Here is a 22,941-nt window from a genome sequence, read left to right on the forward strand (position 1 = left end):
CCGGACCGAGGGCTTTCCCGTACCGCGGGACCGGAACCGGACCCGTCAGGCGTATTTCACGTCCGTGAGGTGGGCGAAAACGACGACGTTGGAGCCGTAGCCGGTCTTCTTGTCGAAGTCCCCGCCACAGGTCAGCACCCGCAGCTCCGGGCGTCCGGTCTTGTTGCCGTACACCTCCCTGTCGGGGAAGGCGTCCTTCTTGTACGTCCGCACGGCGTCGACGGTGAACACCGCGGTCCGGCGGTCCTCCCGTACGACGTTGATGACGTCGCCGGGGTCGAGTGCGTTCAGGTTCAGGAAGATGGCCGGTCCGGTCCGGGTGTCCCGGTGACCGACGAGCAGGGACGTCCCGGCCTCCCCGGGGGTCGGGCCGTCCTTGTACCAGCCGACCAGGCGGGGGTTGTCCACCTGCGGGGTCGCCAGACGGCCCCCCGGGTCGAGTCCGAGACCGACGACGGGCGCTTCGATGGTGAGGTCGGGCACAGCCACCCTCAGCACGGGAGAGGGCGGCAGCGGCGGATGCGACGCCGGGGCCGGTCTCGGTGTCGGTTTCGGCGTCGGCGTCGGCGTCGATGTCGGCGTCGGCGTCGGCGGCTTGGACGGCGCGAGTGTCGCGACCGGCCGGTTCTCCAGCGGCGTTTCCGTCGGCGTCGGCGTCGGAGCCGCCGGCTCGGGCACCGGCGGCTCCGGACTCGGTGACCCCGGTTCCGGCGCCGGATTCTTGGCGGTCGTGTCGTGAGCGGCCGCGACCGGAGCTTCGGGGGGCGTGTCACCGCACCCCCGGACGACGCCGGTCACCAGCGACACCGTCGCGGCCGCCGTCATCGCCAGGCGGCAGCCCCGGCTCGGTCCGCGCCGACGGCTGTAGGGGGTGCTACGCGGCGCCATGGGCGCGGCGGCGGGCCCGTCGGACGAAGATCAGCCCGGCCACCCCGGCAGCGCCCGCGACCAGTGCGGGTGCCACGGCGCCCGACGAACCGGCGTCGGACCCGGTGCCCGTACCCGAGGCTCCGCCGCCGCCCGCGGGAACGGGGCCGCGCGGGGTGGGCTTGTCGGCGGGCTTCTCGGTGGGCTTCTCCACGGCCTTGTCGTCGTTCTTCGCGCAGTCGACCTTGAAGATCTTCTGCTTGGAGACGCCGCCCGGGAACGTCCAGTTGAGCTGGTAGTGCCCGTTCGGGAGCGAGAAGTCCGCGGTGTGCCCCTCGCCCTTCACCATGACGATGCCTCCCGTCAGGATGGGCTCGGCGGGCGCCTTCGGCTGCGGAGGGGTGATCGTCCAGTTGACCAGCTGCACCGTCTCGAAGTTGGAAGCGGCCAGGTTGAACGTGCAGACCTCGTAGTGGTCCTTGGTGTCGGAGAAGCTGGTTCCAGCCTTGTGGATCTTGATTTCTCCGCTGTCACCGGCCACGGCGAGAGCCGCCGACGCGCCCCACAGGGACACCCCTGCGAGAGCCAGCGTGGCGAGGGCGGCCGTGCCCGGACGGACACCGTGGGAGCGGAGAGATGCCGAGGTGGTCATGCGGGGCTCCTTCAAGCCGAGATGATTGTCGTACTGATCACTCGATCGCCTGATTAGATGTCACATATCGGGCGTGAAGAAGCGTCGAAACGCTGAGGAAATGTCAGATATGACCTGACTGGCCGACAGGAACCGTCTGCCACCCGAGGGACCGAAGCGTCCGCGCCCCCGCGGGATCCCCTACTGCGCCGGGGTACGGCGAGGCGCGGGCGCGGCCGGTGCGCCGGCGGCCTGCTGCGCGGGGCGGGGGCCCTTGTCACGTACCGCCAGGGCCGAGGCGCCCAGGAGCAGGACCGCCAGCATCACGAACGGGGCCGCCGTGCCCGCCACTCCGGCGACCAGGCCCGCCGACGCGGGTGCGGCGACCTGGCCGAGGCGGTTGCCGGTCAGCCGCAGCGCGAGCGCCGTCGAACGCGCCTCCGGCGGGGCCGCCCGGACCACCGTCGTCATCGACAGGGGCTGCCCCACCCCCAGGCAGAACCCGAGGACGGCCAGCATCAGCGCCATGGCCCACACCGGAACCGGCAGCGCGATGCCCGCGCACAGCAGCCCGGCCAGCAGACAGGTGACGGTCATCAGCGCGGTGCGGCCGAGCAGCCGGATCATCGGCGTCATCACCAGCCGGCAGGCGATCGTCGCCGCGGCCCGCAGGCTCAGCAACAGGCCGATGACCGAAGGGGAGATCCCCCGGTGTTCGCCGACGACCGGGAGGTACGCGGTGAGGACGTCGGTCGCGGAGAGCACGGCGAGGCTGATGAAGATCCCGGCCGGTACGCCACGGGTGCGCAGGATGCGGTGGACGGGCACCTTGGCGGGGTCCGTACGCTCCACGCGCTCCGCCCGGTGTTCGATCCGCCAGAGCGAGGTGAGCGAGACCGCCGCGACGCCCGCCGAGACGATCAGGGCGAGGGCGCTGGTGCGGGCCATCGCGCCCTCGTGTCCGTCGACCAGCAGTCCGGCGGCGACGGGGCCGACGAGCTGGCCGAGGGAGGCGCCGATGGTGAAGTGGCCGAAGTTGCGGTCCTGTTCGGCCGGGGCGGACTGGCGGGCGACGATCGACTGGGCGCCGATGACGAAGCACAGGTGCCCCAGGCCCATCACGCCGCTCCAGGCGGCCATCGCCGCAAGGGAGTTCGCCGTACCACTGGCCGCGCACCCGCCCCCGATCAGGAGGACGCCGACGGGCAGCAGGGGACCGCACCGCCCGCGGTCCGTCCTGCGCCCCAGCGGTACGGCGGCGAACAGGGGCAGCAGCGCGTACACGCCCGCGATCACACCGACCGCGCGCTCGTCCGCGCCCAGCGCGAGGGCCCGGTACGAGACGGCCGGGCGCGCCATCGACACCGCCGCCTGCGCGAAGCCGAAGGCGATGACGAGGCGCAGCAGCCACCCCCTGCCACGCATCAGATGATGCCGAAGAGGATTCCGGCGCCGAGCACCACCAGCGAGGTGAGCGCGGCCCATTTGACGGTGAACCTGGTGTGGTCGCCGAACTCGACCTTGGCCATGCCGACCAGGACGTACACGGCGGGCACGAGCGGGCTGGACATGTGCAGGGCCTGGCCGACGAGGGACGCGCGGGCGATCTCCAGCGGCGAGACGCCGTGCGCCGCGCCCGCTTCGGCGAGTACGGGCAGGACGCCGAAGTAGAAGCCGTCGTTCGACATGAAGTAGGTCAGCGGGAGGCTGAGCAGACCGGTGACGATCGCCATGTGCGGGCCCATGCCCTCGGGGATGGCGCCGACGAGCCAGTCGGCCATGTGCTTGACCATGCCGGTGCCGGTGAGCACGCCGGTGAAGACGGCGGCGGCGAAGACCATGCCGGAGACGTTGAGGACGTTGTCGGCGTGGGCGGCGATACGTGCCTTCTGGTCGGCCATGTTCGGGTAGTTGACCGTGAGGGCGAGGGCCGCGCCGATGAGGAAGAGCACCGGGATCGGCATCAGCTGCATGATCATCGCGGTGAGCAGCGCGACGGTGAGTCCGGCGTTGAACCAGTAGAGCTTGGGGCGCAGGGTGGCGCGGTGGGGGTCGAGCCCCTGGAAGCCGTCGCCGTCGGCGGAGTACGCGGGACCGGCGTCCGCGTCGGCGGCGTCCCCCGCGCCCCCGGCACTCCTGCGCGGCTCTTCGCCGCCGCCGGCGGTGACCAGGACCTCCGCGTCCGCCTCCACCTGGACGGCCTCGTCCAGCGTGAGGTAGCCCAGCCGCTTGCGCTCCCGCCGGCCCAGCACGTACGCCAGGACGAAGACGAAGACCAGGCCCACGCCGAGCGCCGGGATCATCGGCACGAAGATGTCGGCCGCGTCCAGCTTCAGCGCGGTGGCGGCGCGGGCGGTCGGCCCGCCCCAGGGGAGGGTGTTCATGACGCCGTTCGCGGTGGCGGCGACGCCGGTCATCACGACCAGGCTCATCCCGAGCCGCTTGTACAGCGGGTACATCGCCGAGACCGTGATCATGAAGGTGGTCGAGCCGTCGCCGTCGAGCGAGACGATCGCGGCGAGTACGGCCGTACCCACCACGATCCGCATCGGGTCCGCCTTGCAGAAGCGCAGGATGCCGCGCACGATCGGGTCGAAGAGACCGACGTCGATCATCACGCCGAAGTACACGATGGCGAACATCAGCATCGCCGCTGTGGGCGCGAGGTTGCCGACGCCTTCGAGGACGTAGTCCCCGAGCTTGGCGCCCTGTCCGACGAACACGCAGAAAAGTGCCGGGATCAGTACCAGCGCCGCGATCGGCGACATCTTCTTCATCATGATCAGGACCAGGAAGGTCGCAATCATGACGAATCCGAGGATTGTCAGCATATGGGAAACCTCACGTTCGCCCTTGAACTTCCACCAGACCAGGCGGTTCGTTGACGTTAGGTCCCGCTGCGAGGCGTTAACAAGATGTTGACGTGCGAGCAATAAGCGCAAAACCCCAGGTCACGATATGGGTGCTACGTCGACGGGGAATCCGTTGAGCACCGCCGTGCCGGACAGCGGGTCGAGCCGGCTCCCGTCGAGCAGCTGGTTGACGTTGACGCCGGGGGTGGCGGCGGCGACCGTCATGCGGGCGCCTTCCCGGTCGTGTCCCCAGCCGTGCGGCAGGCTCACCACTCCGGCGCGTACCGCGTCCGTCACCTCCACCACGGCCTCCAGCCCGCCCCCCTCGGCGCTGACGCGGGCGGGCACCCCGTCGGTGAGACCGAGCCGCGCCGCGTCGTCGGGGTGGACCTGGAGCGTGCAGCGGTTGCTGCCGCCGTTGAGCTTCGCGATGTTGTGCATCCAGCTGTTGTTGGACCGCAGGTGGCGGCGGCCGACGAGCACGAGCGCGGCGGGCCGCCCGTCGAGTGCGCGCCGCAGCCGGGGCAGGTCGGCGGCGATGGGCGCGGGCAGCAGCTCGACCTTCCCGCCGGGGGTCCTGAGGACCTGCGCGAGGCGCGGCCGCAGAGGGCCGAGGTCGATGCCGTGCGGGTGCGCGAGGAGGTCGTCCAGTACGAGGTCGTACGGGCCCAGGCGCAGCATCATGTCGAGGCGCCGTTCGGGTCCGCCGCGCCCGGTGAGTGCGGCGGCGAGCTGCCCGGGGTCGCCCCCGTGGACGGGCGAGTGGGGTGTGGCGACGGCCTTGGTGAGGGCGCGCTCGACGGCGAGGTCGTCGACAGCCGAGGGGTCGGCGCCGTGCATGCCGCCGACGGCGAGGATCAGCCGGGCGTGGATCTCGCTCTCGTCCATCCGCCCGTCCTCCAGGGGGACGGCGGCCGGGGTGTAGCGCACCTGGTTGCGCACGGCGAAGGTGTTGAAGGTGAAGTCGAAGTGCGCGCTCTGCGAGGGGGGCGGCGGGGGCAGGACGACGTCGGCGTGGCGCGAGGTCTCGTTGAGATACGGATCGACGCTGACCATGAAGTCGAGGTGCCCGCTCAGGGCACGGTCGAGGCGGTGGCCGTCGGGCGCGGAGAGCACGGGGTTGGCGGCGATGGTGATCAGCGCGCGCACCCGCCCCTCCCCCGGCGTGTCGATCTCCTCGGCGAGCGCGGCCAGCGGCAGTTCGCCCTTGGTCTCGGGGTGACCGCTCACCCTGCTCTTCCAGCGGCCGAGCGCGAACCCCCTGCCGGGCCCGGCGGGGCGGGGCGCGGGGGCGGTGGCGGAGAGCGGGAAGAGGGCGCCGCCGGGGCGGTCGAGGTTGCCGGTGAGGATGTTCAGTACGTCGACGAGCCAGTTGGCCAGGGTGCCGAACTCGACGGTGGAGCTGCCGACCCGGCCGTACACCGCGGCGGTGGGCGCGGCGGCGAGCCCGCGGGCCAGCAGACGGATCTCGTCGGCGGGCACGTCGCAGGCCGCCGACACCGCTTCGGGCGTGAAGTCCCGTACGGATTCCCGTACTTCGGCGAACCCTTCGGTCCACTCCTCCAGAACGCCCGGGGCGGTCAGCTTCTCCTCGAAGAGGACCTGGGCCAGTGCGGCGAGCAGCAGCGCGTCCGTACCGGGCCTGATGGGGACGTGCCGGTCGGCGAGCCGGGCGGTGCGGGTACGGCGCGGATCGACGACGACGAGCGTGCCGCCGCGGCGGCGCAGCGCCTTGAGCCTGCCGGGGAAGTCGGGGGCGGTGCACAGGCTGCCGTTGGAGTCCAGGGGGTTGGCGCCGAGGAGCAGCAGGTGGCTGGTGCGGTCCAGGTCGGGCACCGGGATGGCGAGCGGGTCGCCGAAGAGCAGACCGCTGGACACGTGCTTGGGCATCTGGTCGACGGTGCTGGCGGTGAAGAGGCTGCGGGTGCGCAGCAGGGAGAGGAGGAGGGGCGGGTAGAGGGCGCCGGCCATGGTGTGGACGTTGGGATTGCCGAGCACGACGCCGACGGAGTCCGGCCCGTGCTCCTCGATCAGCGGCCGCAGCCGGGCGGCGACGAGGTCGAAGGCCTCGCTCCAGGTGGCTTCCCGCAGCACGCCGTCCTCGCGGACGAGGGGTCCGGTGAGCCGGTCGGGGTCGGCGTCGAGGTCCGCGAAGGCGGCGCCCTTGGGACAGATGAAGCCGTGACTGAAGACGTCGTCACGGTCGCCGCGCGCCGCGGTGACCGTGGTGCCCTCGATGGTGAGGGTCAGGCCGCAGGTGGCTTCGCAGAGCGGGCAGATGCGCAGGGCGGTGCGGGACGCTGTGGCTTCGTCTTGACCGGGCATGGGCCCTCCAGGGCGGCGGCGACGGTGACGCGGGAGCACAGCCGAGCATACCGACCAGTACGCATGGCGGGGAGGGCCGGACCGGAGAGATCAGTCGAAGATCTTGGCCAGGTAGGCGTGCAGGACGGCCCGGGTCTCGCCGATGAGGTCCGGATCGCCCGACGGCCGTACGCGGAAGGCCAGTTGGAGGAGGGCGTCGGCGGCCTCGACGGCGACCAGGACCGTCCGGCGCAGGCCGGCGTCCGGGGTGCGGCCGAGGTGGCCGCAGAGCAGCTCGGTCAGGCGGTCGGTGACGCGGTAGTCGATGTCGGCGCCCGGTTCGCCGACCGGGATCTGGACGCCGAAGTCGACGAGGGCGAAGCCGGGGGTGGTGCGCTTCATGGCGATGTACTCGTCCAGCACGGCGTCGATGGCGCCGCGCCAGTCCTCCCCCGGCATCGCGGAGATCCGGCCGCTGATCCGCTCGGCGTAGCGGTCGAGGTTGCGCAGGGCCAGGGCGTCGGCCAGGGCGCGCTTGTTGCTGAAGAAGCGGTAGACGGAGCCGATGGGCACACCCGCGCGGGCGGCGACGGCCCGGGTGCTCAGCCGTTCGTAGCCCCTCTCGTCGAGGAGCTGGGCGCAGGCGTCCAGTATCCGGGCGAGCCGGTCGGCGCTGCGTTGCTGCACGGGGGGTCTGCGGAGCGAGTTCGTCGGGGGCACGGGCCCATGATGCCGACAGTCCCGCGGGCGTGGCACCCGTTGACGGGCGCGCCCCCAAATCCTACTGTCATCCATAGGATTCACGGCAGGATCCCTACGGCACCCCGGGAGCGGACGATGAGCGGCATCGAGCAGGCGAGGAAGACGGCCGAGGGACTGGCCCACTCCTCGGGCTTCGGCAACGAACACAGCTCCGAGGCCGTCCCCGGCGCGCTGCCGCACGGCCGCAACTCGCCCCAGCGCGCACCGCTCGGCCTGTACGCCGAGCAGCTGAGCGGATCGGCCTTCACCGAGCCGCGCGCCCACAACCGGCGCTCGTGGCTGTACCGGATCAGGCCGTCGGCCGCGCACCCGCCGTTCGTGCGCACCGACAACGGCGCGGTGCGCAGCGCGCCGTTCACCGAGACCGTCCCCGACCCGAACCGGCTGCGCTGGAACCCGCTGCCCGGGCCCGCGCCCGGCACCGACTTCCTGGCCGGCCTGTGGACGGTGGGCGGCAACGGCGACGCGACCCAGCGCACCGGCATGGCCATTCACCTCTACCACGCCAACTCCTCCATGACGGACCGGGTGTTCAGCGACGCGGACGGCGAGCTGCTGATCGTGCCCGAACGCGGGGGCCTGCTCCTGCGCACCGAGTTCGGCCTGCTGCGCTGCGATCCCGGGCACATCGCGCTGATCCCGCGCGGGGTGCGGTTCCGCGTGGAGCTGCTCGACGAGAGCGCCCGCGGCTACGTCTGCGAGAACTACGGGCAGCCCTTCCAGCTCCCCGACCTCGGCCCGATCGGCGCCAACGGCCTGGCCAACGCCCGTGACTTCCTGGCTCCGGTGGCGGCGTACGAGGACACCGAGGGCCCGGTCGAAGTCGTCAACAAGTTCTGCGGGAACCTCTGGTCGGCGACGTACGACCACTCCCCCCTCGACGTCGTCGCCTGGCACGGCAACCACGTCCCGTACGTCTACGACCTGCGCCGCTTCAACGTCATCGGCACCATCAGCTACGACCACCCGGACCCGTCGATCTTCACGGTCCTCACCTCGCCGTCCGACACCCCGGGCCTGGCGGGCGTCGACTTCGTCGTCTTCGCGCCGCGCTGGCTGGTCGGCGAGGACACCTTCAGGCCGCCGTACTTCCACCGCAACGTGATGAGCGAGTACATGGGCCTGATCGAGGGCGCGTACGACGCGAAGTCCGCCGGAGAGGGAGGCTTCGTCCCGGGCGGCGGCTCCCTCCACAACATGATGTCGGCGCACGGGCCGGACCGTGAGACCTTCGACCGGGCGAGCGCCGCCGAGCTGAAGCCGCAGAAGATCGACGACGGCCTGGCCTTCATGTTCGAGACGCGCTGGCCGGTCACGGCGACCGCGCAGGCGGCCTCCGCCGGCCATCTCCAGACGGCGTACGACGACGTGTGGCAGGGTCTGCAACGCCACTTCAGGTCGTAGTACCTACGGAGAAATGAAACCGTGACCGCATTCGCCCCCGACTCGCTGGTCCTGAACCGGAAACTGCCGCTCTGGTACCAGGTCTCGCAGTCCCTGCGCGCCTCCATACTGGGCCGCGCGCCCGACGCGGCGCTGCGCCTGCCCACCGAGGAGCAGCTCGCCGCGCACTACGGCGTGAGCGTGCTCACCATGCGGCAGGCCCTCAAGGAGCTGGAGGCCGAGGGCCTGATCAGCAGGCACCGGCGGCGCGGCACCTTCATCGAGCCGGGCGCCCGGCGTGGCGCCCCGCGCCGGCTGCTCGGCTCGATCGACGCGATCGTGGCCCAGCAGTCCGGGGAGCTGACGACGATCCTGGGACACGGCCCCGCCCCCGTGCCCGGTGAACTCGTCGAGTTCTTCCCGGACACGGACGAGGTCGTCACCTACAAGCGGCTGCGCCGCGACGGGGAGAGCGGCGAGCCGACCAACTGGGCGGAGAACGCGGTGCGCCCGGAGGTCGCCGCCGGCATCGACCTCGCCGATCTCGAACGCTGGCCGATGACGAAGGTGCTGCGCGACGTGGTCGGGGTCGGCATCAGCAAGATCACGGACACGGTCGAGGCGCGGCTGGCCGACCCGGCCACGGCGGACCTGCTGAAGGTCCCCCTCCTCAGTCCGATCCTGCACTACACGGGGGTGACGTACGACCGGGAGGGGCGGGTCGTGGACGTCGCGCGCATCCGCTACCGGGGCGACCGTTTCTCCTTCTCCGTGACGGTCGACGCGCACTGACCCGCGCCCCGGCCGCGCCACTACGATGCCCGCATGATTGCCCGCAGGGCGGCGACGCGGCCCGAGACCCCACCGGACCCGCGGGCCCCGCTGCTCGGCGAACTGATGCCCTGGTCGGTGGCGCCCCCGCGGCTGGGCCGCGACTGGGTGCTCGCGCCGGACAGGCGTACGCTGCGGGCCCGCTGGGACGCTCTGGTGCGGGCCCGCGGCGCCGAGCGCGAGGAGCTGTTCGGGCCCACCCGGGCGCGTACGACACGCACTTCGGTCGCGGCACTGCCCGGCCAGTCCACCGGAACGGGCCGCCTCGCACGGGAGAGCGGCCCCTGCCCGGAGCCGGTCCGGGTCCTCCACGGCCCCTTCGACGAGCAGTGGCTGATCCCGGACCACCGGCTGATCGACGCCGCCCGGCCGGAGCTGTGGCGGGTGGCCGACGGGTCGGACCAGCTCTTCGCCGTCGAGCAGGGGTACGCGCCCGGGGCGGCGGCCGGGCCCGCGCTGCTGGTCAGCGCCCTGCTCCCGGCCGGCCGCTCCCCAGTGGGCCGCCCCGGCCGCATCCGCCCGCTGCACCGCCGCCCCGGCGGACGCGAACCGAACCTGGCGCCGGGACTGCTGCCGCTGCTGAGCGGCCGTTACGGACACGAGGTCGCGGCGGAGGAAGTACTGGCGTGGGCCGTCGCCCGCGCGGAGGCGTCACCGCCGGGCGCGGTGGTGGCGCTGCCCGCGGATCCGGACGTCTGGGCGGCGGGCGTGGAGCTGGGCCGCCGGATGACGGCGGTGCAGCTGCGGGGCGCCCGGGGCGGGGAGCGCCCGAAGCTGCCCGGCGGGCGCCGCCCGTACGTACGGGCGGCCGTTCCGGCGTGGCCCTCCGCACTGCGGTACGACGCCGAGGCGGAAGCGCTCCACATCGGAGAGGGCCGCGTCTCGCCCGTACCGGCCGCCGCCTGGGAGTTCCGGGCGGGCGGGATGCGGGTGCTGGAGCTGTGGTTCGAACGGCGTACGGCGCGGGGCGGGCCGGGCACGCTGGAGGCGATCCGCCCGTCGGCGTGGCCCCAGGAGTGGACGTCGGAGCTCCTTGAGCTCATCACGGTCCTGGCCCTGCTGGCCGGGCTGGACGCGGGCCGGGAGGAATTACGGGAGGGGAAGCAGATCACCCGTGCCGAGCTGACGGAGGCGGGGGTGCTGCCGGTGCCGGATGCGGCGCGCCGCCCGGCGTCGGTCCTGGACCACCAGGAGGAGGGCCCGGAGGGCCAGTTCGCGCTGCTCTAGGACTGCGCGGCGGGCACCCGCTGTCTCCCTGTTGTACGAGTCGGCCGGTTCGCGCGCCGCCACCGGCGGGTTTTCCGCCAACGTGTCCGAGTGACAAAGGTGTTACGTACACGATAGTCAGTGCTGTCATGAGCACTCAGCCCCAGCCCCTCCCCCTGGACGGCATCACCGTCGTCGCCGTCGAGCAAGCCGTGTCGGCGCCCTTCGCCACCCGCCAGCTCGCCGATCTCGGCGCCCGCGTCATCAAGATCGAGCGCCCGGACGGCGGCGACTTCGCCCGCGGCTACGACACCGCCGCGCGGGGCCTCGCCTCACACTTCGTGTGGTGCAACCGCGGCAAGGAGTCCCTCGCCGTGGACCTGAAGGACCCGCGCGGTCTGGACGTGGTGCGTCGGCTCGTCGCCGGAGCCGATGTGTTCGTGCAGAACCTCGCGAACGGCGCGGCGGCGAGGCTCGGCCTGGACGCCGCGACCCTGTGCGCCGCGCACCCGCGCCTGGTCGCCGTCGACATCTCCGGGTACGGCGCCGACGGGCCGTACGCCGGCAAGCGGGCGTACGACATGCTCGTCCAGTGCGAGGCGGGGCTCGTGTCCGTCACCGGCACGCCCGAGCAGCCCGTCAAGGCGGGGATTCCGGCGGCCGACATCGCGGCGGCGATGTACGCGTTCTCCGGGGTCCTGGCCGCGCTGCTGCGACGCGGAACGACCGGGCTCGGCGGACCGGTCGAGGTCTCGATGCTGGAGGCGCTCGGCGAGTGGATGGGGCATCCGCTGCACCACGGGATGCACGGGGGCGAGGCACCGGCACGCACCGGGGTCGCGCACGCCGTCATCTCGCCGTACGACGCCTACCCGACGGCGGACGGCGGCCAGGTGCTGCTGTCGGTGCAGAACGACCGGGAGTGGCGGCGCCTGGCCGGGCAGGTGCTCCGGCGGCCGGAGCTGGCGGACGATCCCGCCTTCGCCACGAACACCGCCCGTACGGACAACCGGGCCAAGACGGACGCGGTGGTCGCGCAGGCGCTGGGAGCGATGAGTGCGCCGGAGGCGATCGCGGCGCTGGACGCGGCCGGGATCGCCTGTGCCCGGCTGAACACGGTGGCCGACGTGGCGGCGCATCCGCAGTTGGCGGCGCGCGGCCGCTGGCGGGAGATCGGTTCACCGGCGGGACCGCTGCGGGCGATGCTGCCGCCGATCACGATGCCGGGCGGGGCGGACCCGCTGATGGGTCCGGTTCCCGCGCTCGGCGAACACACCGACACGCTGCTGCACGGCCTGGGGATGACGGACGTGCAGGTGTCAGCGCTGCGCCGGGACGGTGTGGTCGCCTGAGCGCGTCCGCGACTCCGGTCCGCCCGTGTCAGTGGCGGCTGCCGAAGAGCGAGCGACGCAGCCGCCGCAGCGGGGCGAAGAGCGAGACGCGCGCGCCCCTGCCCGTCCGCGAGTGCGCGACATCACGTGACGTGAGCTCGCGCATCAACAGGGTCGCCTCGGCCGTTTCACCGTGCGGTACGGCTGGTCCGCCGAGCACCGCGAGATGGCGGTCGAGGCGCGAGCTCGTCGCGCTGCTCCCGCATGTGATCGCAGGCACTCGAGGCCTGCTGCGCACCGTTATCTGTTCCATGTCACTCCCCACCCGTACGAGGGCACCCGGCCCGGGCAGGTTAACCCTATCCCCCCGTCCGGACACACATGTATCCCGCCCATGTGATTCACCACCGCAGTACGGGTGTTGACGGTCACTCTCCGAATACATCTGATTCCAGGGCGAGTTGGACAGTTTACGCACTGCGACCCCTCGAACGGGCGGATTGAGGCCCAAGAGGGCTGCATATGGCTTGAGTTGAGCTAGCTTGGAGTGTTTCTGCCGTGATGCCGCTCTCCTGCGGGCAGGAGGCCGGCCGGGGAGTGGACAGCCGGACAACGAGCAGCGGGTGGTCGCGGGGCGCTACCGCCTGCCGGCACTGCTGGGCGAGGGCGGCATGGGCGTCGTACGGCGAGCCCGCGACGACGCCCTGGGCCGCGAGGTCGCGGTCAAGGAGGTCAGGGCGCCGTCCTGGCTCGGCTCCACCGACGTGCAGCGGCTGTACGCACGGCTGGAGCGCGAGGCGTGGGCGGCCGCCCGCGTCGCGCACCGCAACATGATCACCCTGTACGACGTGGCGGCCGAGGAGGGCCGCCCGTGGATCGTGACGGAGCTGGTGCGCGGGCTGTCGCTCTCCGACGTACTGGGCGCGGACGGACCGCTTCCGCCGCAGCGGGCCGCCCGGATCGGCGCCGAGGTCCTGGCAGCCCTGCGCGCGGCGCACGCGGCGGGCGTACTGCACCGCGACGTTCACGGTCGGCCGCGTCCCGGCCGAGGTCGCCTACCGGTGGGTGACCCGGAGCGGCGAGTCGTCCGGTCCCGGCTGGACGACGCTGAGTTTCGGCGCGGACGAGGAGAAGTCGAAGCGGGTGGGCCACACCGAGCTGACGTACGAGGAGGACGGGGCCCTCCACGGCGAGATCGGTGTGGAGGTCAGGGACCCGGTCCGGATCGCTTCGGACACCGTGCCGTTCCCGGTGACCTGCGGGCAGGAGACCCCGGCCCCGACGGACGGAGCCTCCTGCCCGGCCGGCGGGACGGCGGATAAGCAGGTCAGGCAGCGGAGGTGAAGACCGGCAGGTAGCCGCCCGACTGGCCTGCCGCGGTGGGGTGGTAGGACTCTCCGATGTTGGACCACTTCACGCTGTGCAGCCACGGCGCCGACGAGCAGATCTCGTGGCCGGTGAAGGCCTCGGTCACCTGCGCGAAGGTGTAGCCGTGGTCCGCCGCGCGCTTGGCGGTGGCGGCGTTGAGGTGGTCGGAGGCGCCGTTGATCGCGGCACGTTCCCTCTCGGTGAGCCCGGCGATGCAGCTGCCGCTGAGCTTGTAGAAGCGGGGGTAGCCGAGCACGACGACGTGCGCCGCGGTGGCCTTCGCCCGGATCGCCGAGTACACGGAGTCGAGCCTGCCGGGCAGGGTGGTGTCGACGTAGGCGCGCGCCTCGGCGATCCGGGCCAGGCAGGTGGACTCGGACTGGAGTACGCACGTCGTCATGACGTCCGCGAAGCCGGCGTCGTTGCCGCCGACGGTGAGGGAGACGAGGTCGGTCGAGGCGTTGAGCGGTCCGAGCTGACCGGCTGTCACATCACCCGTACGAGCGCCCGAGCAAGCGGTGAACGCGAACGTCGAGGGTGAATGGGACGCCGCCCACAGGGCCGGATAGGCGCGCGTGCTGCGCTTGCAGGCGCCGCTGGCGCTGTCGTAGCTGCCGGCCCCGACACCCGAGGAGTAGGAGTCGCCGAGAGCCACATAGTCCGGGGATTCGGCCTGTTCGGCCGCGTGCGCCGCGCCCGCCCCGGTGAGGGCGAGCGCGGCGGCGAGCAGCAGTGAGGATGAGAACGCCGCGATTCGGGACAGTTTCATGGAACCTCCCTTAGCAGGATTTCCGCCTCAACTTTCCTAGCAGTCCCCCCACTTCACCGGAAGTGTCCATGCCAAGAACTTTGGCGGAGGATCTTCCGCACGATCTCTTCGCGTCCTTGACGCGTCCGAGTGGACTGAGCGACATTGAAGCCCGGCATCCGGCGCGTCGGGGGGCGAAGTCGCCAATGCAGGCCATCGGTAACGAGCCATCAACTGTTGTCACGGACTCGCTGCCCGTTCTCGCGGGCGCGGCGCTCGCCGTATCGGCGGTCGGCGCCGTCCTGGCGCTCGCCGACCTGGCATCGCCGCTTCGCGCGCCGTTCACTCTCTTCTTCCTGATCGTGGCACCGGCCTGCGCCGTGGCCGCGGGACTCCGGGGCCTTGAACCACTGGGCCGCCTGGTGGCATCGGCGGCGGGAGCGGTGGCGCTCAACCTGCTGGTCGCCCAGACGATGCTGGCCACGCGCATCTGGTCGATCAGGGGCGGGGTCGCGGCGATCGCCGCGATCAGCGCCCTGCTCTTCCTCCTGGCACTGGCCCGGGCACGGGTACGGCGCCCCGGCGGCCCCACGGCGAGAAGGCGGACCTCCTGACATGGACCTCGACATCGGCGTGTACCGCCCCGGCGAGCTCAGCGCCGCCGACCGGGCGGCCTGGACCGCACTCCAGTCCAAGGCCCACCTCCACGGTTCGCCGGAGCTGGCGAACCCCTTCCTCTCCCCGGAGTTCGCCCTGGCCGTCGGCCGGTACCGGCGCGGGGTGCGCATAGCCGTCGTACGCGAAGGCGGTGAGCCCGCGGCCTTCTTCCCGCACCAGAGATCCGCCGCCGGCGTCGGCCGGGCCGTCGGCCTCGGGGTCTCCGACAGCCAGGGCCTGGTGCACGGACCCGGCTTCGCGTGGGACGCGCGGGAGCTGCTGCGGGCGTGCGGGCTCGCCCTGTGGGAGTTCGACCATCTGGTGCAGGGGCAGGAGCCGTTCGAGGCCGGTGCCACGGGCGCGTTCGCCTCACCCGTGATCGACGTCCAGGACGGTTACGAGGCGTATCTCGCGTACCTGCGGAAGAACTCGCCGAAGTTCCTCAAGTCGACCCTCCTCAAGGAGCGCAGACTGCTGCGTACGGTCGACGAGCTGAGGTACGTGCACGACGAGCGCGATCCGGCGGTACTGCGCACGCTGATGCGCTGGAAGTCCGCGCAGTACCGCAGGACCGGACGCAGCGACCGCTTCACCCAGCCCTGGATCACCGGGCTCGTGGAACACCTGTTCCACACCCGGACGGACTCCTTCAGCGGACTGCTCTCGGTGCTCTACGCGGACGGCCGGCCGATCGCCGCGCATTTCGGTCCGCGTTCGGAGAGGATCATCAGCTGCTGGTTCCCGGCCTACGATCCGGAGTTCGCGAAATTCTCGCCCGGTCTGCTGATGCACCTGCGTATCGCCGAAGCCGCCGCCGCGGAAGGCATCGCGTACATCGACCTCGGGCGCGGCCAGAAACAGTACAAGGATTCCCTCAAGACCCGCGAGATAACGGTCTCCGAGGGCTGGGTGATGCGTCGTCACCCCATCGCAATCGGGCACTGGGCGCACCGCGCTCCGGCCCGGGCGTTGCGCAATACCGTGGTCGAACGGCCGGAACTGTTCGAACCCGCGGACAGGCTACTCAAACGGATCGGCGAATTCCGATCGGGACGGTTCCGTATGTGACCGTCATAGTGTGGCCGAAAACACAAAAAGCAGGGCCGGGATCCCGGTCTTGCCCTACAGTTCCCATCATCAATACCGTCGTACATCCACCCGCATCGGTCCATCATGCAGAGCGGCTCTAGGGGAGGGCTCGAGCGTCGCGATGGGGACCGGAGCGGAGCGCGGTAGGGGGGTGCCGTGCTCGGTGACCACAACTGTGCCGAGTCGCGGGCCGCGCGACCAGCAGTACCGACTCGCTCGTCCGGTACGGAGCGACATGCCGTCATGGGCCGGGTGAGAACCCCCCTTTCGAACCGGAAACTCATCCGGACCGCCCGGGGGCGGGCGGTCCACCGGTGGAGAGGGAAAAGACTCATGAGCTCATTCCTCCGCCCTGCGATCGAGGGGCAAGATCCACTCATATCCAAAATCTACCGGCCCATCTCTTCGCATCTCGCGATAGCGCCGCCCGTGAGCGTCGTGATCCCCGCCATGAATGAGGCGGAGAATCTGCCGTACGTCTTCAAGACACTCCCCGACTGGATCCACGAAGTGATCCTGGTCGACGGGAATTCGACCGACGACACCGTTCAGGTGGCCCGTGATCTCTGGCCGGGGATCAAGGTCGTCAAGCAGCGCGGAAAAGGCAAAGGCGACGCACTGATCAGCGGATTCGCCGCCAGCACCGGCGAGATCATCGTGATGGTCGACGCGGACGGCTCGGCCGACGGCCACGAGATCGTCAGCTACGTCTCGGCGCTCGTCTCGGGGGCCGACTTCGCCAAGGGCTCGCGCTTCGCCAACGGCGGCGGCACGGACGACATGACGCCGGTCCGCAAGCTCGGGAACCGGGTGCTGTGCGCCGTGGTCAACGCCAAGTTCGGCGCCCGCTACACGGACCTGTGCTACGGCTACAACGCCTTCTGGCGCCACTGCCTCGACAAGATCGACCTGGACTGCACCGGCTTCGAGGTCGAGACCCTGATGAACATCCGGGTCGTCAAGGCCGGCCTGCGGGTGCAGGAGATCCCCAGCCACGAGTACGTCCGCATCCACGGCATGAGCAACCTCAGCGCCGTGCGGGACGGGCTCCGCGTCCTCAGAGTGATCCTGAAGGAGCAGGGGAAGCGGCGCACCGGACGCCGTCGCCCGCCGGCCTTCGCGCCCGGCGCCAGCCGGGGGGAGGTGTCTTGAGCCACCTGGACGTCTCGGTGGTGATCTGCGTGTACACCGAGGACCGCTGGGAGGACATCCTCGCGGCGGTCGGCTCGGTGCGCCGCCAGTCGCGGCCCGCCGCCGAGACGCTGCTGGTCGTCGACCACAACCCGGCGCTGCTGGAGCGGCTCGGCAAGGAGTACGGGAACGCCCCGGAGGAGGTGCGGGTGCTCGCCAACGCGGGCCCCCGCGGCCTCTCCGCGGGCCGCAACACCGGCATCGCCGCGGCCCGCGGCGAGATCGTCGCCTTCCTCGACGACGACGCCGTGGCCGAGCGCGACTGGCTGCTGCACTTCGCCGAGGGGTACGACGATCCGCGCGTGATGGCCGTCGGGGGCCGGACCCTGCCCGCCTGGGCGTCCGGCCGCAGGCCGGACTGGTTCCCCGAGGAGTTCGACTGGGTCGTCGGCTGTACGTACAGGGGTCTGCCGCCCGGGCGGGTGCGGGTCCGCAACGTCCTCGGCGGGAACGCCTCCTTCCGCAAGTCGGCGTTCGACGTGGCGGGCGGCTTCGCCACCGGCATCGGCAGGGACGGCGACAAGCGGCCGCTGGGCTGCGAGGAGACGGAGCTGTGCATCAGGCTCACCCGGGCCATGCCGGACGCGGTGCTGCTGATCGACGACCGCTCGGTGATCCACCACAAGGTTCCGGCCGCCCGGGAGCGCTTCGGCTACTTCCGTACGCGGACCTACGCCGAGGGGCTGTCGAAGGCGCTCGTGGCGCGGAGTGTGGGCGCGGGAAAGGGACTTGAGTCCGAGCGCCGCTACACGACACGGGTACTGCCCGCCGGTGTCGCCCGGGGGCTGCGCGACGCGGCCCTCGGGCGGCCGGGCGGCGCGGGCCGGGCCGGGGCCATCGTGGCGGGAGTGGCGGCTGCGGCGGGCGGGTATGTGCTCGGGAGCGTCCGGGCCCGCAGGAACGGAAGCTCGTTCTCGGTGCCGGGCGCGCCCTCCGTGACCCTCCCGGCCTCCGGAAGACCGCATGCGCGAGGTGGGACAGGGTGAACGGGCCGGTACCGATCCTGATGTACCACGCGGTGGGGCACCGGCCCGCGAAGGCGACGTACGGCCTCTCGGTCTCCCCCGAGGCGTTCGCCGAGCAGATGGAACTGCTCGACGCGCGCGGTTTCACCCCGCTCACCACGGCGCAGCTGGGCGCGGCCTGGCGGGGCGGCGGCACGCTGCCGGGGCGGCCGGTGCTGATCACCTTCGACGACGGTTACGAGGGCGTGCACCGGCACGCCCTCCCCGTCCTGGCCCGGCACGGTTTCGCGGCCACCCTGTTCGTCTCGACGGGCTGGCTGCGCGGCCCGTACGCCGACGGGGGACCGCCTCTCGACACCATGCTGGACTGGGACCAGGTGCGGGACCTCGCGGCCGCCGGAACCGAGATCGGCGGCCACAGCCACACCCACCCGCAGATGGACCAGCTCACGGACGAGGAGCTGTGGTCCGAGACGCGGCGCTGCCGGGAGATCGTCACGGAGGAGGTGGGCACCCGGCCCGTCTCCTTCGCCTATCCGTACGGCTACTCCAGCCGGCGCGTGCGCCGTACGGTGCGCGAGGCCGGGTTCGCGCAGTCGCTCGCCGTGGGCAACGCGCTCGCCGAGCGGCGCCAGGGGCCTTACGCCCTGGAGCGGGTGACCGTACAGCGCAGTACCGGTATCGAGGAGTTCGAGCGGCTGGTGGAGGGACGGTCGATCGCCCGTGGCTTCGCCGGGGACCGGATCCTCACCAAGGGATACGCCATGGTCCGCAGGGCCCGGGCGGCCGGCCGGAAGGTAAGCAGAATCCGTGTCTGACACGACCACCGCCCAGGCCGGGAGCGCCGGGAGCCCGGCGACGGAGAACCGGCCGCCACCCGGGCGCCGTCTGCGCCTGCCGGGGAAGGGCGATGGGAATCCGCTCTTCCGCAACGCTTACGCGCTGATGCTCAACACGGGGATCAGCGCACTGCTCGGCCTGGGTTTCTGGCTGGCCGCGGCCCGGTACTACTCGGAGTCCGCGGTCGGCCAGGGTTCGGCGGCCATCGCCGCGATGAAGCTGCTGGCCGGCCTGACCGCGCTGACGCTCACCGGGGCGCTGGCGCGCTTCATCCCGGTGGCGGGGCGCAGGACCGGGCGGCTGGTCCTCCAGACGTACGCGGGCAGCTCCGTGGTGGTCGCGGGCGCGGCCCTGGCCTTCCTGGCCACGCTCGGCCTGTGGGGCCCTTCGTACAGCTTCCTGCACGGCCCGCTGAACGGCCTCGGGTTCGTACTGGCCGTCGTCGCCTGGTCGTTGCTCACGCTCCAGGACGGGGTGCTGACGGGCCTGCGCAGCGCTCTGTGGGTGCCCGTCGGCAACACCGTCTTCTCCGCCGTCAAGCTGGTGCTGCTGATCCTGATCGCGGCCTCCGTCCCGACCGCGGGCGTCTTCGTCTCGTGGGTCGCGGCGATCGCCGTGTCCGTGATCCCGCTGGGCTGGCTGGTCTTCCGGCGCCTGGTGCCGCGCCATGTGAGGGCCACCGAGGCCACGGCGCAGCCGCCGACGCTGCGGCAGATGGGACGTTTCCTGGCCGGTGACTACACCGGTTCGCTGTTCTCGCTGGCCGTCGTCTACGCGGTGCCGGTGATCGTCGCCTCGCAGGTCGGTTCCGAGGACAACGCGTACTTCTACATCACCACGACCATCGGCGGCACGGTCAACCTGCTCGCGATCAACATGGGCGCCTCGCTGACCGTGGAAGGCGCGCACGACCCGTCCACCCTCGCCCAGAACTGCCGGGCCGCGCTGCGCCGCATGGCGCGCATCATGCTGCCGGTCGCGGCCGTCCTGTTCTTCGGCGCCCCCTACATCCTGGGCGTGTTCGGCGAGGGCTACGCGGACGCCGCGACCCCGCTGCTGCGCTGGTTCGCCGTCGGCGCGCTGCTGCGCGTCGTCATAGAGGTGTACTTCGCGGTCCTGCGCGCCCAGAGCCGCACCTCGGGGCTCGCCTACCTCCAGGGCGGGCTGTGCGTCCTGGTGCTCGGCCTGACGCTGCTGCTGCTGCCGCGCATGGGGCTCGTGGGGGCGGGTGTCGCGGAGATCTCCAGCCTGGCGGTCGTGGCCTCGGTCGCGGGCGTGATGCTGTACCGGGTGGTGCGGTCGGCGCCGCCCGCCGCGGCCGGGGTCACGGAGGCGAACGCGGTGACTCCCGACGGTGGCCCGGAGGCCGGCGGCGACGCGGCCGGCTCCCCCGGCGGTGACCGTACGGACGGGGAAAGGCCGTCCGGCGGCGAGTCCGGAGCGCGCCGGGCACTGCGCTCGGCGCTCGGTCCGCCCACGATGCCTCTCGGGGCACGGCTGGACTTCGACCACCCGGAGCGCAGGCCCGATGTGCGGCCGGGACCGGAGACTCCGGCCGCCGGCACGCCCGCGCCGGTGAACGGCGGGAGCGGCGGAAGCGGCGCGGCCGACGCGGACGGCAGAGCGGGCAGGGCGGGCGGGGCCGACGAGAGCGGCGGCCACCGGCCGACATGGGCGCTCAGGTCACCGCTGCCCCCGCTGCCCCCGCTGCCCGGGGCGATTCCGTCACCCCGCTCCGCCCCGTCCGTACCGGCTCCCGCACCCTCTCCCGAGGCGAGCGAGAAGCCCGCGGTGCGGGGGGAGCGCACGGCGGGCGAGGGGGCCGGGGCGACGGCCGCACCGGCGCACGACGCGCCGCCCGCGCCCCACCGCACCCCGCTGCGCGCCCTGCTCCGCCTCCGCGCCCCCGAACTGGGCGTGGGGCTGCTGCTCCTGGCCGCGCTCGCCCTGTACTGGCTGCCCGCGCGGGGCATCGGCGAGGACGACCTGGAGCGCATCGGCGGCCTCGGGCTGATCTCCGTCCTTCCGCAGGCGACCCTGCTCGGCGCGGGACTGCTCGCGCTGTCCTTCGCCTCGCTGCTGTGGCTGGACCGGCCACGGACCGTACTGCTGACGGTGGCACTGCTCGCCACGGTGGTTTCGCTGCACGCGCTGCCCGCCGTGCTGGAGGCCGAGCCGCGGTTCCCGACGGCGTGGCAGCACCTGGGCTTCATGGACTACATCGACCGGACCGGCACGGCGGTGCCCGACCTCGACGCGCGCTGGAGCTGGCCCGGCTTCTTCGCCCTGGCCACCTTCGTCGCCGAGGCGTGCGGAGTCTCCGACATGTCACCGGTGATCCGGTGGTGGCCCCTGGCCATGCAACTGCTCCACCTGCCGCCGCTGTTCCTGCTGACGCGCTCGATGCGGGCGAGCTGGCGGGCCAGGTGGGCGGGGGTCTGGATCTTCGTCCTGAGCGGCTGGGTCGGCCAGGACTACTTCTCGCCGCAGGGCTTCACCTACGGGATGTACCTCGCCTTCGTGGCGGTGCTGCTCGTCTGGTTCCGCGAGCCACGGGTGCTGTGGGCCGGGCGGCGCCCCGGCGAGGCCGAGGTCAGGCCGGCCGGGCGGCGCGAGAAGGCGGTGCTGCTGCTGGTGCTGATCGGGCTCTTCGCCGCCACCGTCCCGGCCCACCAGCTCACGCCGTTCGTGATGCTCGGAGTGCTCGCCGTCCTGGTGGTGGCGGGCCGCTCGACGCTGCGCGGGCTGCCGGTGCTGTTCGCCGTCATGGTCGCGGTCTGGATCGGCTTCTTCGCCGAGCCGTACTGGTCGGGGCACTTCGACGAGCTGTTCGGCGGCGTCGGCGGCCTCGGCAACAATGTGACGTCGTCCGTCTCCGGCCGTATCGAGGGCGGGAGTTCGACGCACAAGCTGGTGCTGTACGTCCGGGTCGCGATGGCCGGCGGTGTGATGGCCCTGGCGTGCTGGGGCTGGTGGCGGCGGCGCTTCGCCGGCTACGGCGAGCGCTCGCTCCTGGTGCTGGCGTTCGTGCCGTTCCTGGGCTTCGGCATGCAGTCGTACGGCGGTGAAATGGCCCTGCGCGTCTTCATGTTCGCGCTGCCGGGCGCGGCCCTGCTGGCCGGGCTCGCGCTCTTCCCGCGGGCCGGTGCCACCACCGCCGAGCGGGAGGCGGACCGGCGGAGTCTCGCGCCGCTCGCCGCGCTGCTGACGGGGCTGCTCCTGATGGGCGGCTTCCTGGTCTCCCGCTGGGGCAACGAGTCCTTCGAGCGGACCAGGAGCGGCGAGGTCGCGGCGATGGAGTTCGTGTACGCGCACGACGATCCGTCGGTGCGGTTGCTGTGGATGAGCAGCGACACCCTGAACAGCGTGACGCCCGCGATGCCGTGGGGCGCACGGGACATGGAGAAGGTCACCTACGTGCCGACGCTCGCCCCCGTCGATCCGGTGCTGGTGGCCGGGCTGGTCAAGTCGCTCAAGGAGGCGGGCCCGAACTCGTACCTCATGGTCAACCGGAGCCAGTCGACCTATCTGCGGCTCGACTCGGGCTACTCGGACACCTGGGAGAAGCGGCTGACCGCCAATCTCGACAAGCGGCCCGAGCTCGAAAAGGTCCTGTCGAACGCGGACGTGTCGATGTACGCGCTGCGCGAGCGGCCCGACGGCCCGGTCGAGAAGCCGCAGCCGGGCCCGCCGGGTCCGAAGATCACCTGGACGCCGTGGTCGATGGTGGGCGCGCTGGCCGCGCTGACGCTGATCGTGCTGCTGGCGGCGCGGGAGGTCGTGCGGGTGGCGGTGGCGCCGGGCGTACGGCAGTTGCGGTGGCTGCAGAGCACGTTCTGGTTCTCGCTGCCGCTGCTGGCCGTACTGCTGGCCTCGCTGGTGCAGCGCTTCCTGACGATGGCGTGAGGGCGGAGGG

Annotated in this window: 20 protein-coding genes and 1 pseudogene; 13 read left to right on the forward strand and 8 right to left on the reverse strand. The window is 72.0% G+C overall.

Annotated elements, in window-relative coordinates; genetic code table 11:
* Positions 1–45: 45 nt before the first annotated feature.
* Positions 46–489: a class F sortase gene (locus ACWD0Y_RS12530; protein ID WP_450260328.1), complete on the reverse strand. Its 444-nt coding sequence runs from the start codon at positions 487–489 to the stop codon at positions 46–48.
* Between ACWD0Y_RS12530 and ACWD0Y_RS12535 the strand changes: the two genes are divergently transcribed.
* Positions 470–739, forward strand: coding sequence for a hypothetical protein (locus ACWD0Y_RS12535; RefSeq protein WP_450260329.1), 270 nt, complete (start codon positions 470–472; stop codon positions 737–739). The genes ACWD0Y_RS12530 and ACWD0Y_RS12535 overlap by 20 nt on opposite strands.
* Positions 740–874: 135 nt before the next feature.
* Here the strand turns inward: ACWD0Y_RS12535 and ACWD0Y_RS12540 are convergent, their stop codons facing one another.
* From ACWD0Y_RS12540 to ACWD0Y_RS12560, 5 genes are all read right to left on the reverse strand, one after another.
* The gene (locus ACWD0Y_RS12540) at positions 875–1,519 is read right to left on the reverse strand and encodes a hypothetical protein (protein ID WP_450260330.1); all 645 of its coding nucleotides are present in this window, start codon (positions 1,517–1,519) and stop codon (positions 875–877) included.
* A 180-nt stretch (positions 1,520–1,699) separates the two neighbouring features.
* Positions 1,700–2,923, reverse strand: coding sequence for an MFS transporter (locus ACWD0Y_RS12545; protein WP_450260331.1), 1,224 nt, complete (start codon positions 2,921–2,923; stop codon positions 1,700–1,702).
* Complete coding sequence (locus ACWD0Y_RS12550; protein ID WP_450260332.1) at positions 2,923–4,329, reverse strand: CitMHS family transporter; 1,407 nt, start codon at positions 4,327–4,329, stop codon at positions 2,923–2,925. The genes ACWD0Y_RS12545 and ACWD0Y_RS12550 overlap by 1 nt, the downstream gene beginning before the upstream one ends.
* Before the next feature lie 120 nt (positions 4,330–4,449).
* A complete protein-coding gene (locus ACWD0Y_RS12555) occupies positions 4,450–6,675 on the reverse strand; it encodes a molybdopterin-dependent oxidoreductase (protein WP_450260333.1) in 2,226 nt (741 codons plus the stop codon).
* A gap of 90 nt (positions 6,676–6,765) precedes the next feature.
* Positions 6,766–7,374, reverse strand: coding sequence for a TetR/AcrR family transcriptional regulator (locus tag ACWD0Y_RS12560; protein ID WP_255306158.1), 609 nt, complete (start codon positions 7,372–7,374; stop codon positions 6,766–6,768).
* A gap of 117 nt (positions 7,375–7,491) precedes the next feature.
* Between ACWD0Y_RS12560 and hmgA the strand changes: the two genes are divergently transcribed.
* The 4 genes from hmgA (at position 7,492) to ACWD0Y_RS12580 (ending at position 12,188) form a co-directional block, all read left to right on the forward strand.
* Positions 7,492–8,820, forward strand: a complete 1,329-nt coding sequence (hmgA, locus tag ACWD0Y_RS12565; RefSeq protein ID WP_450260334.1) for a homogentisate 1,2-dioxygenase — start codon at positions 7,492–7,494, stop codon at positions 8,818–8,820.
* Positions 8,821–8,841: 21 nt separating this feature from the next.
* Positions 8,842–9,591, forward strand: a complete 750-nt coding sequence (locus tag ACWD0Y_RS12570) for a GntR family transcriptional regulator (RefSeq protein ID WP_450260335.1) — start codon at positions 8,842–8,844, stop codon at positions 9,589–9,591.
* Between the two features lie 33 nt (positions 9,592–9,624).
* Positions 9,625–10,857 (forward strand): type ISP restriction/modification enzyme, encoded by a 1,233-nt coding sequence (locus ACWD0Y_RS12575; protein WP_450260336.1) that lies wholly within the window; start codon positions 9,625–9,627, stop codon positions 10,855–10,857.
* 128 nt (positions 10,858–10,985) lie between these two features.
* Positions 10,986–12,188, forward strand: a complete 1,203-nt coding sequence (locus ACWD0Y_RS12580; RefSeq protein ID WP_450260337.1) for a CaiB/BaiF CoA transferase family protein — start codon at positions 10,986–10,988, stop codon at positions 12,186–12,188.
* Positions 12,189–12,216: 28 nt separating this feature from the next.
* Here ACWD0Y_RS12580 and ACWD0Y_RS12585 read toward each other — a convergent pair whose 3' ends face one another.
* Entirely contained in the window at positions 12,217–12,480 is a 264-nt protein-coding gene (locus tag ACWD0Y_RS12585) for a hypothetical protein (RefSeq protein ID WP_093801570.1), read from the reverse strand.
* Positions 12,481–12,790: 310 nt separating this feature from the next.
* On the opposite strand from ACWD0Y_RS12585, the pseudogene ACWD0Y_RS12590 reads away from it, so the two are divergent.
* Both ACWD0Y_RS12590 and ACWD0Y_RS12595 read left to right on the forward strand, forming a co-directional pair.
* Positions 12,791–13,192, forward strand: a pseudogene (locus ACWD0Y_RS12590) (protein kinase domain-containing protein); the annotation flags it as partial.
* 40 nt (positions 13,193–13,232) lie between these two features.
* Positions 13,233–13,511, forward strand: a complete 279-nt coding sequence (locus ACWD0Y_RS12595) for a hypothetical protein (protein WP_450260387.1) — start codon at positions 13,233–13,235, stop codon at positions 13,509–13,511.
* Here the strand turns inward: ACWD0Y_RS12595 and ACWD0Y_RS12600 are convergent.
* Complete coding sequence (locus ACWD0Y_RS12600) at positions 13,495–14,304, reverse strand: SGNH/GDSL hydrolase family protein (protein ID WP_450260338.1); 810 nt, start codon at positions 14,302–14,304, stop codon at positions 13,495–13,497. The two genes, ACWD0Y_RS12595 and ACWD0Y_RS12600, sit on opposite strands and share 17 nt — an antisense overlap.
* Positions 14,305–14,489: 185 nt before the next feature.
* On the opposite strand from ACWD0Y_RS12600, the gene ACWD0Y_RS12605 reads away from it, so the two are divergent.
* The 6 genes from ACWD0Y_RS12605 (at position 14,490) to ACWD0Y_RS12630 (ending at position 22,931) form a co-directional block, all read left to right on the forward strand.
* Positions 14,490–14,897: a hypothetical protein gene (locus ACWD0Y_RS12605; RefSeq protein WP_450260339.1), complete on the forward strand. Its 408-nt coding sequence runs from the start codon at positions 14,490–14,492 to the stop codon at positions 14,895–14,897.
* Between the two features lies 1 nt (position 14,898).
* Positions 14,899–16,008: a GNAT family N-acetyltransferase gene (locus tag ACWD0Y_RS12610; protein WP_450260340.1), complete on the forward strand. Its 1,110-nt coding sequence runs from the start codon at positions 14,899–14,901 to the stop codon at positions 16,006–16,008.
* A gap of 354 nt (positions 16,009–16,362) precedes the next feature.
* A complete protein-coding gene (locus tag ACWD0Y_RS12615) occupies positions 16,363–17,181 on the forward strand; it encodes a glycosyltransferase family 2 protein (protein ID WP_450260341.1) in 819 nt (272 codons plus the stop codon).
* Positions 17,178–18,206, forward strand: a complete 1,029-nt coding sequence (locus ACWD0Y_RS12620) for a glycosyltransferase family 2 protein (RefSeq protein ID WP_450260342.1) — start codon at positions 17,178–17,180, stop codon at positions 18,204–18,206. The genes ACWD0Y_RS12615 and ACWD0Y_RS12620 overlap by 4 nt, the downstream gene beginning before the upstream one ends.
* A gap of 20 nt (positions 18,207–18,226) precedes the next feature.
* The gene (locus tag ACWD0Y_RS12625) at positions 18,227–19,003 is read left to right on the forward strand and encodes a polysaccharide deacetylase family protein (protein WP_450260384.1); all 777 of its coding nucleotides are present in this window, start codon (positions 18,227–18,229) and stop codon (positions 19,001–19,003) included.
* Positions 18,996–22,931, forward strand: a complete 3,936-nt coding sequence (locus ACWD0Y_RS12630; RefSeq protein WP_450260343.1) for a lipopolysaccharide biosynthesis protein — start codon at positions 18,996–18,998, stop codon at positions 22,929–22,931. Before ACWD0Y_RS12625 ends, ACWD0Y_RS12630 begins: the two co-directional genes overlap by 8 nt.
* Positions 22,932–22,941: the final 10 nt, after the last annotated feature.

Source organism: Streptomyces altiplanensis (genome assembly GCF_053591575.1).

Excerpts from the sequence above, each read along its gene's own strand:
- ACWD0Y_RS12540 (WP_450260330.1), bottom strand. The coding sequence starts at position 1,519 with ATGACCACCTCGGCATCTCTCCGCTCCCACGGTGTCCGTCCGGGCACG.
- ACWD0Y_RS12545 (WP_450260331.1), bottom strand. The coding sequence starts at position 2,923 with ATGCGTGGCAGGGGGTGGCTGCTGCGCCTCGTCATCGCCTTCGGCTTC.
- ACWD0Y_RS12550 (WP_450260332.1), bottom strand. The coding sequence starts at position 4,329 with ATGCTGACAATCCTCGGATTCGTCATGATTGCGACCTTCCTGGTCCTG.
- ACWD0Y_RS12555 (WP_450260333.1), bottom strand. The coding sequence starts at position 6,675 with ATGCCCGGTCAAGACGAAGCCACAGCGTCCCGCACCGCCCTGCGCATC.
- hmgA (WP_450260334.1), top strand. The coding sequence starts at position 7,492 with ATGAGCGGCATCGAGCAGGCGAGGAAGACGGCCGAGGGACTGGCCCAC.
- ACWD0Y_RS12575 (WP_450260336.1), top strand. The coding sequence starts at position 9,625 with ATGATTGCCCGCAGGGCGGCGACGCGGCCCGAGACCCCACCGGACCCG.
- ACWD0Y_RS12580 (WP_450260337.1), top strand. The coding sequence starts at position 10,986 with ATGAGCACTCAGCCCCAGCCCCTCCCCCTGGACGGCATCACCGTCGTC.
- ACWD0Y_RS12585 (WP_093801570.1), bottom strand. The coding sequence starts at position 12,480 with ATGGAACAGATAACGGTGCGCAGCAGGCCTCGAGTGCCTGCGATCACA.
- ACWD0Y_RS12600 (WP_450260338.1), bottom strand. The coding sequence starts at position 14,304 with ATGAAACTGTCCCGAATCGCGGCGTTCTCATCCTCACTGCTGCTCGCC.
- ACWD0Y_RS12605 (WP_450260339.1), top strand. The coding sequence starts at position 14,490 with ATGCAGGCCATCGGTAACGAGCCATCAACTGTTGTCACGGACTCGCTG.
- ACWD0Y_RS12610 (WP_450260340.1), top strand. The coding sequence starts at position 14,899 with ATGGACCTCGACATCGGCGTGTACCGCCCCGGCGAGCTCAGCGCCGCC.
- ACWD0Y_RS12615 (WP_450260341.1), top strand. The coding sequence starts at position 16,363 with ATGAGCTCATTCCTCCGCCCTGCGATCGAGGGGCAAGATCCACTCATA.
- ACWD0Y_RS12625 (WP_450260384.1), top strand. The coding sequence starts at position 18,227 with ATGTACCACGCGGTGGGGCACCGGCCCGCGAAGGCGACGTACGGCCTC.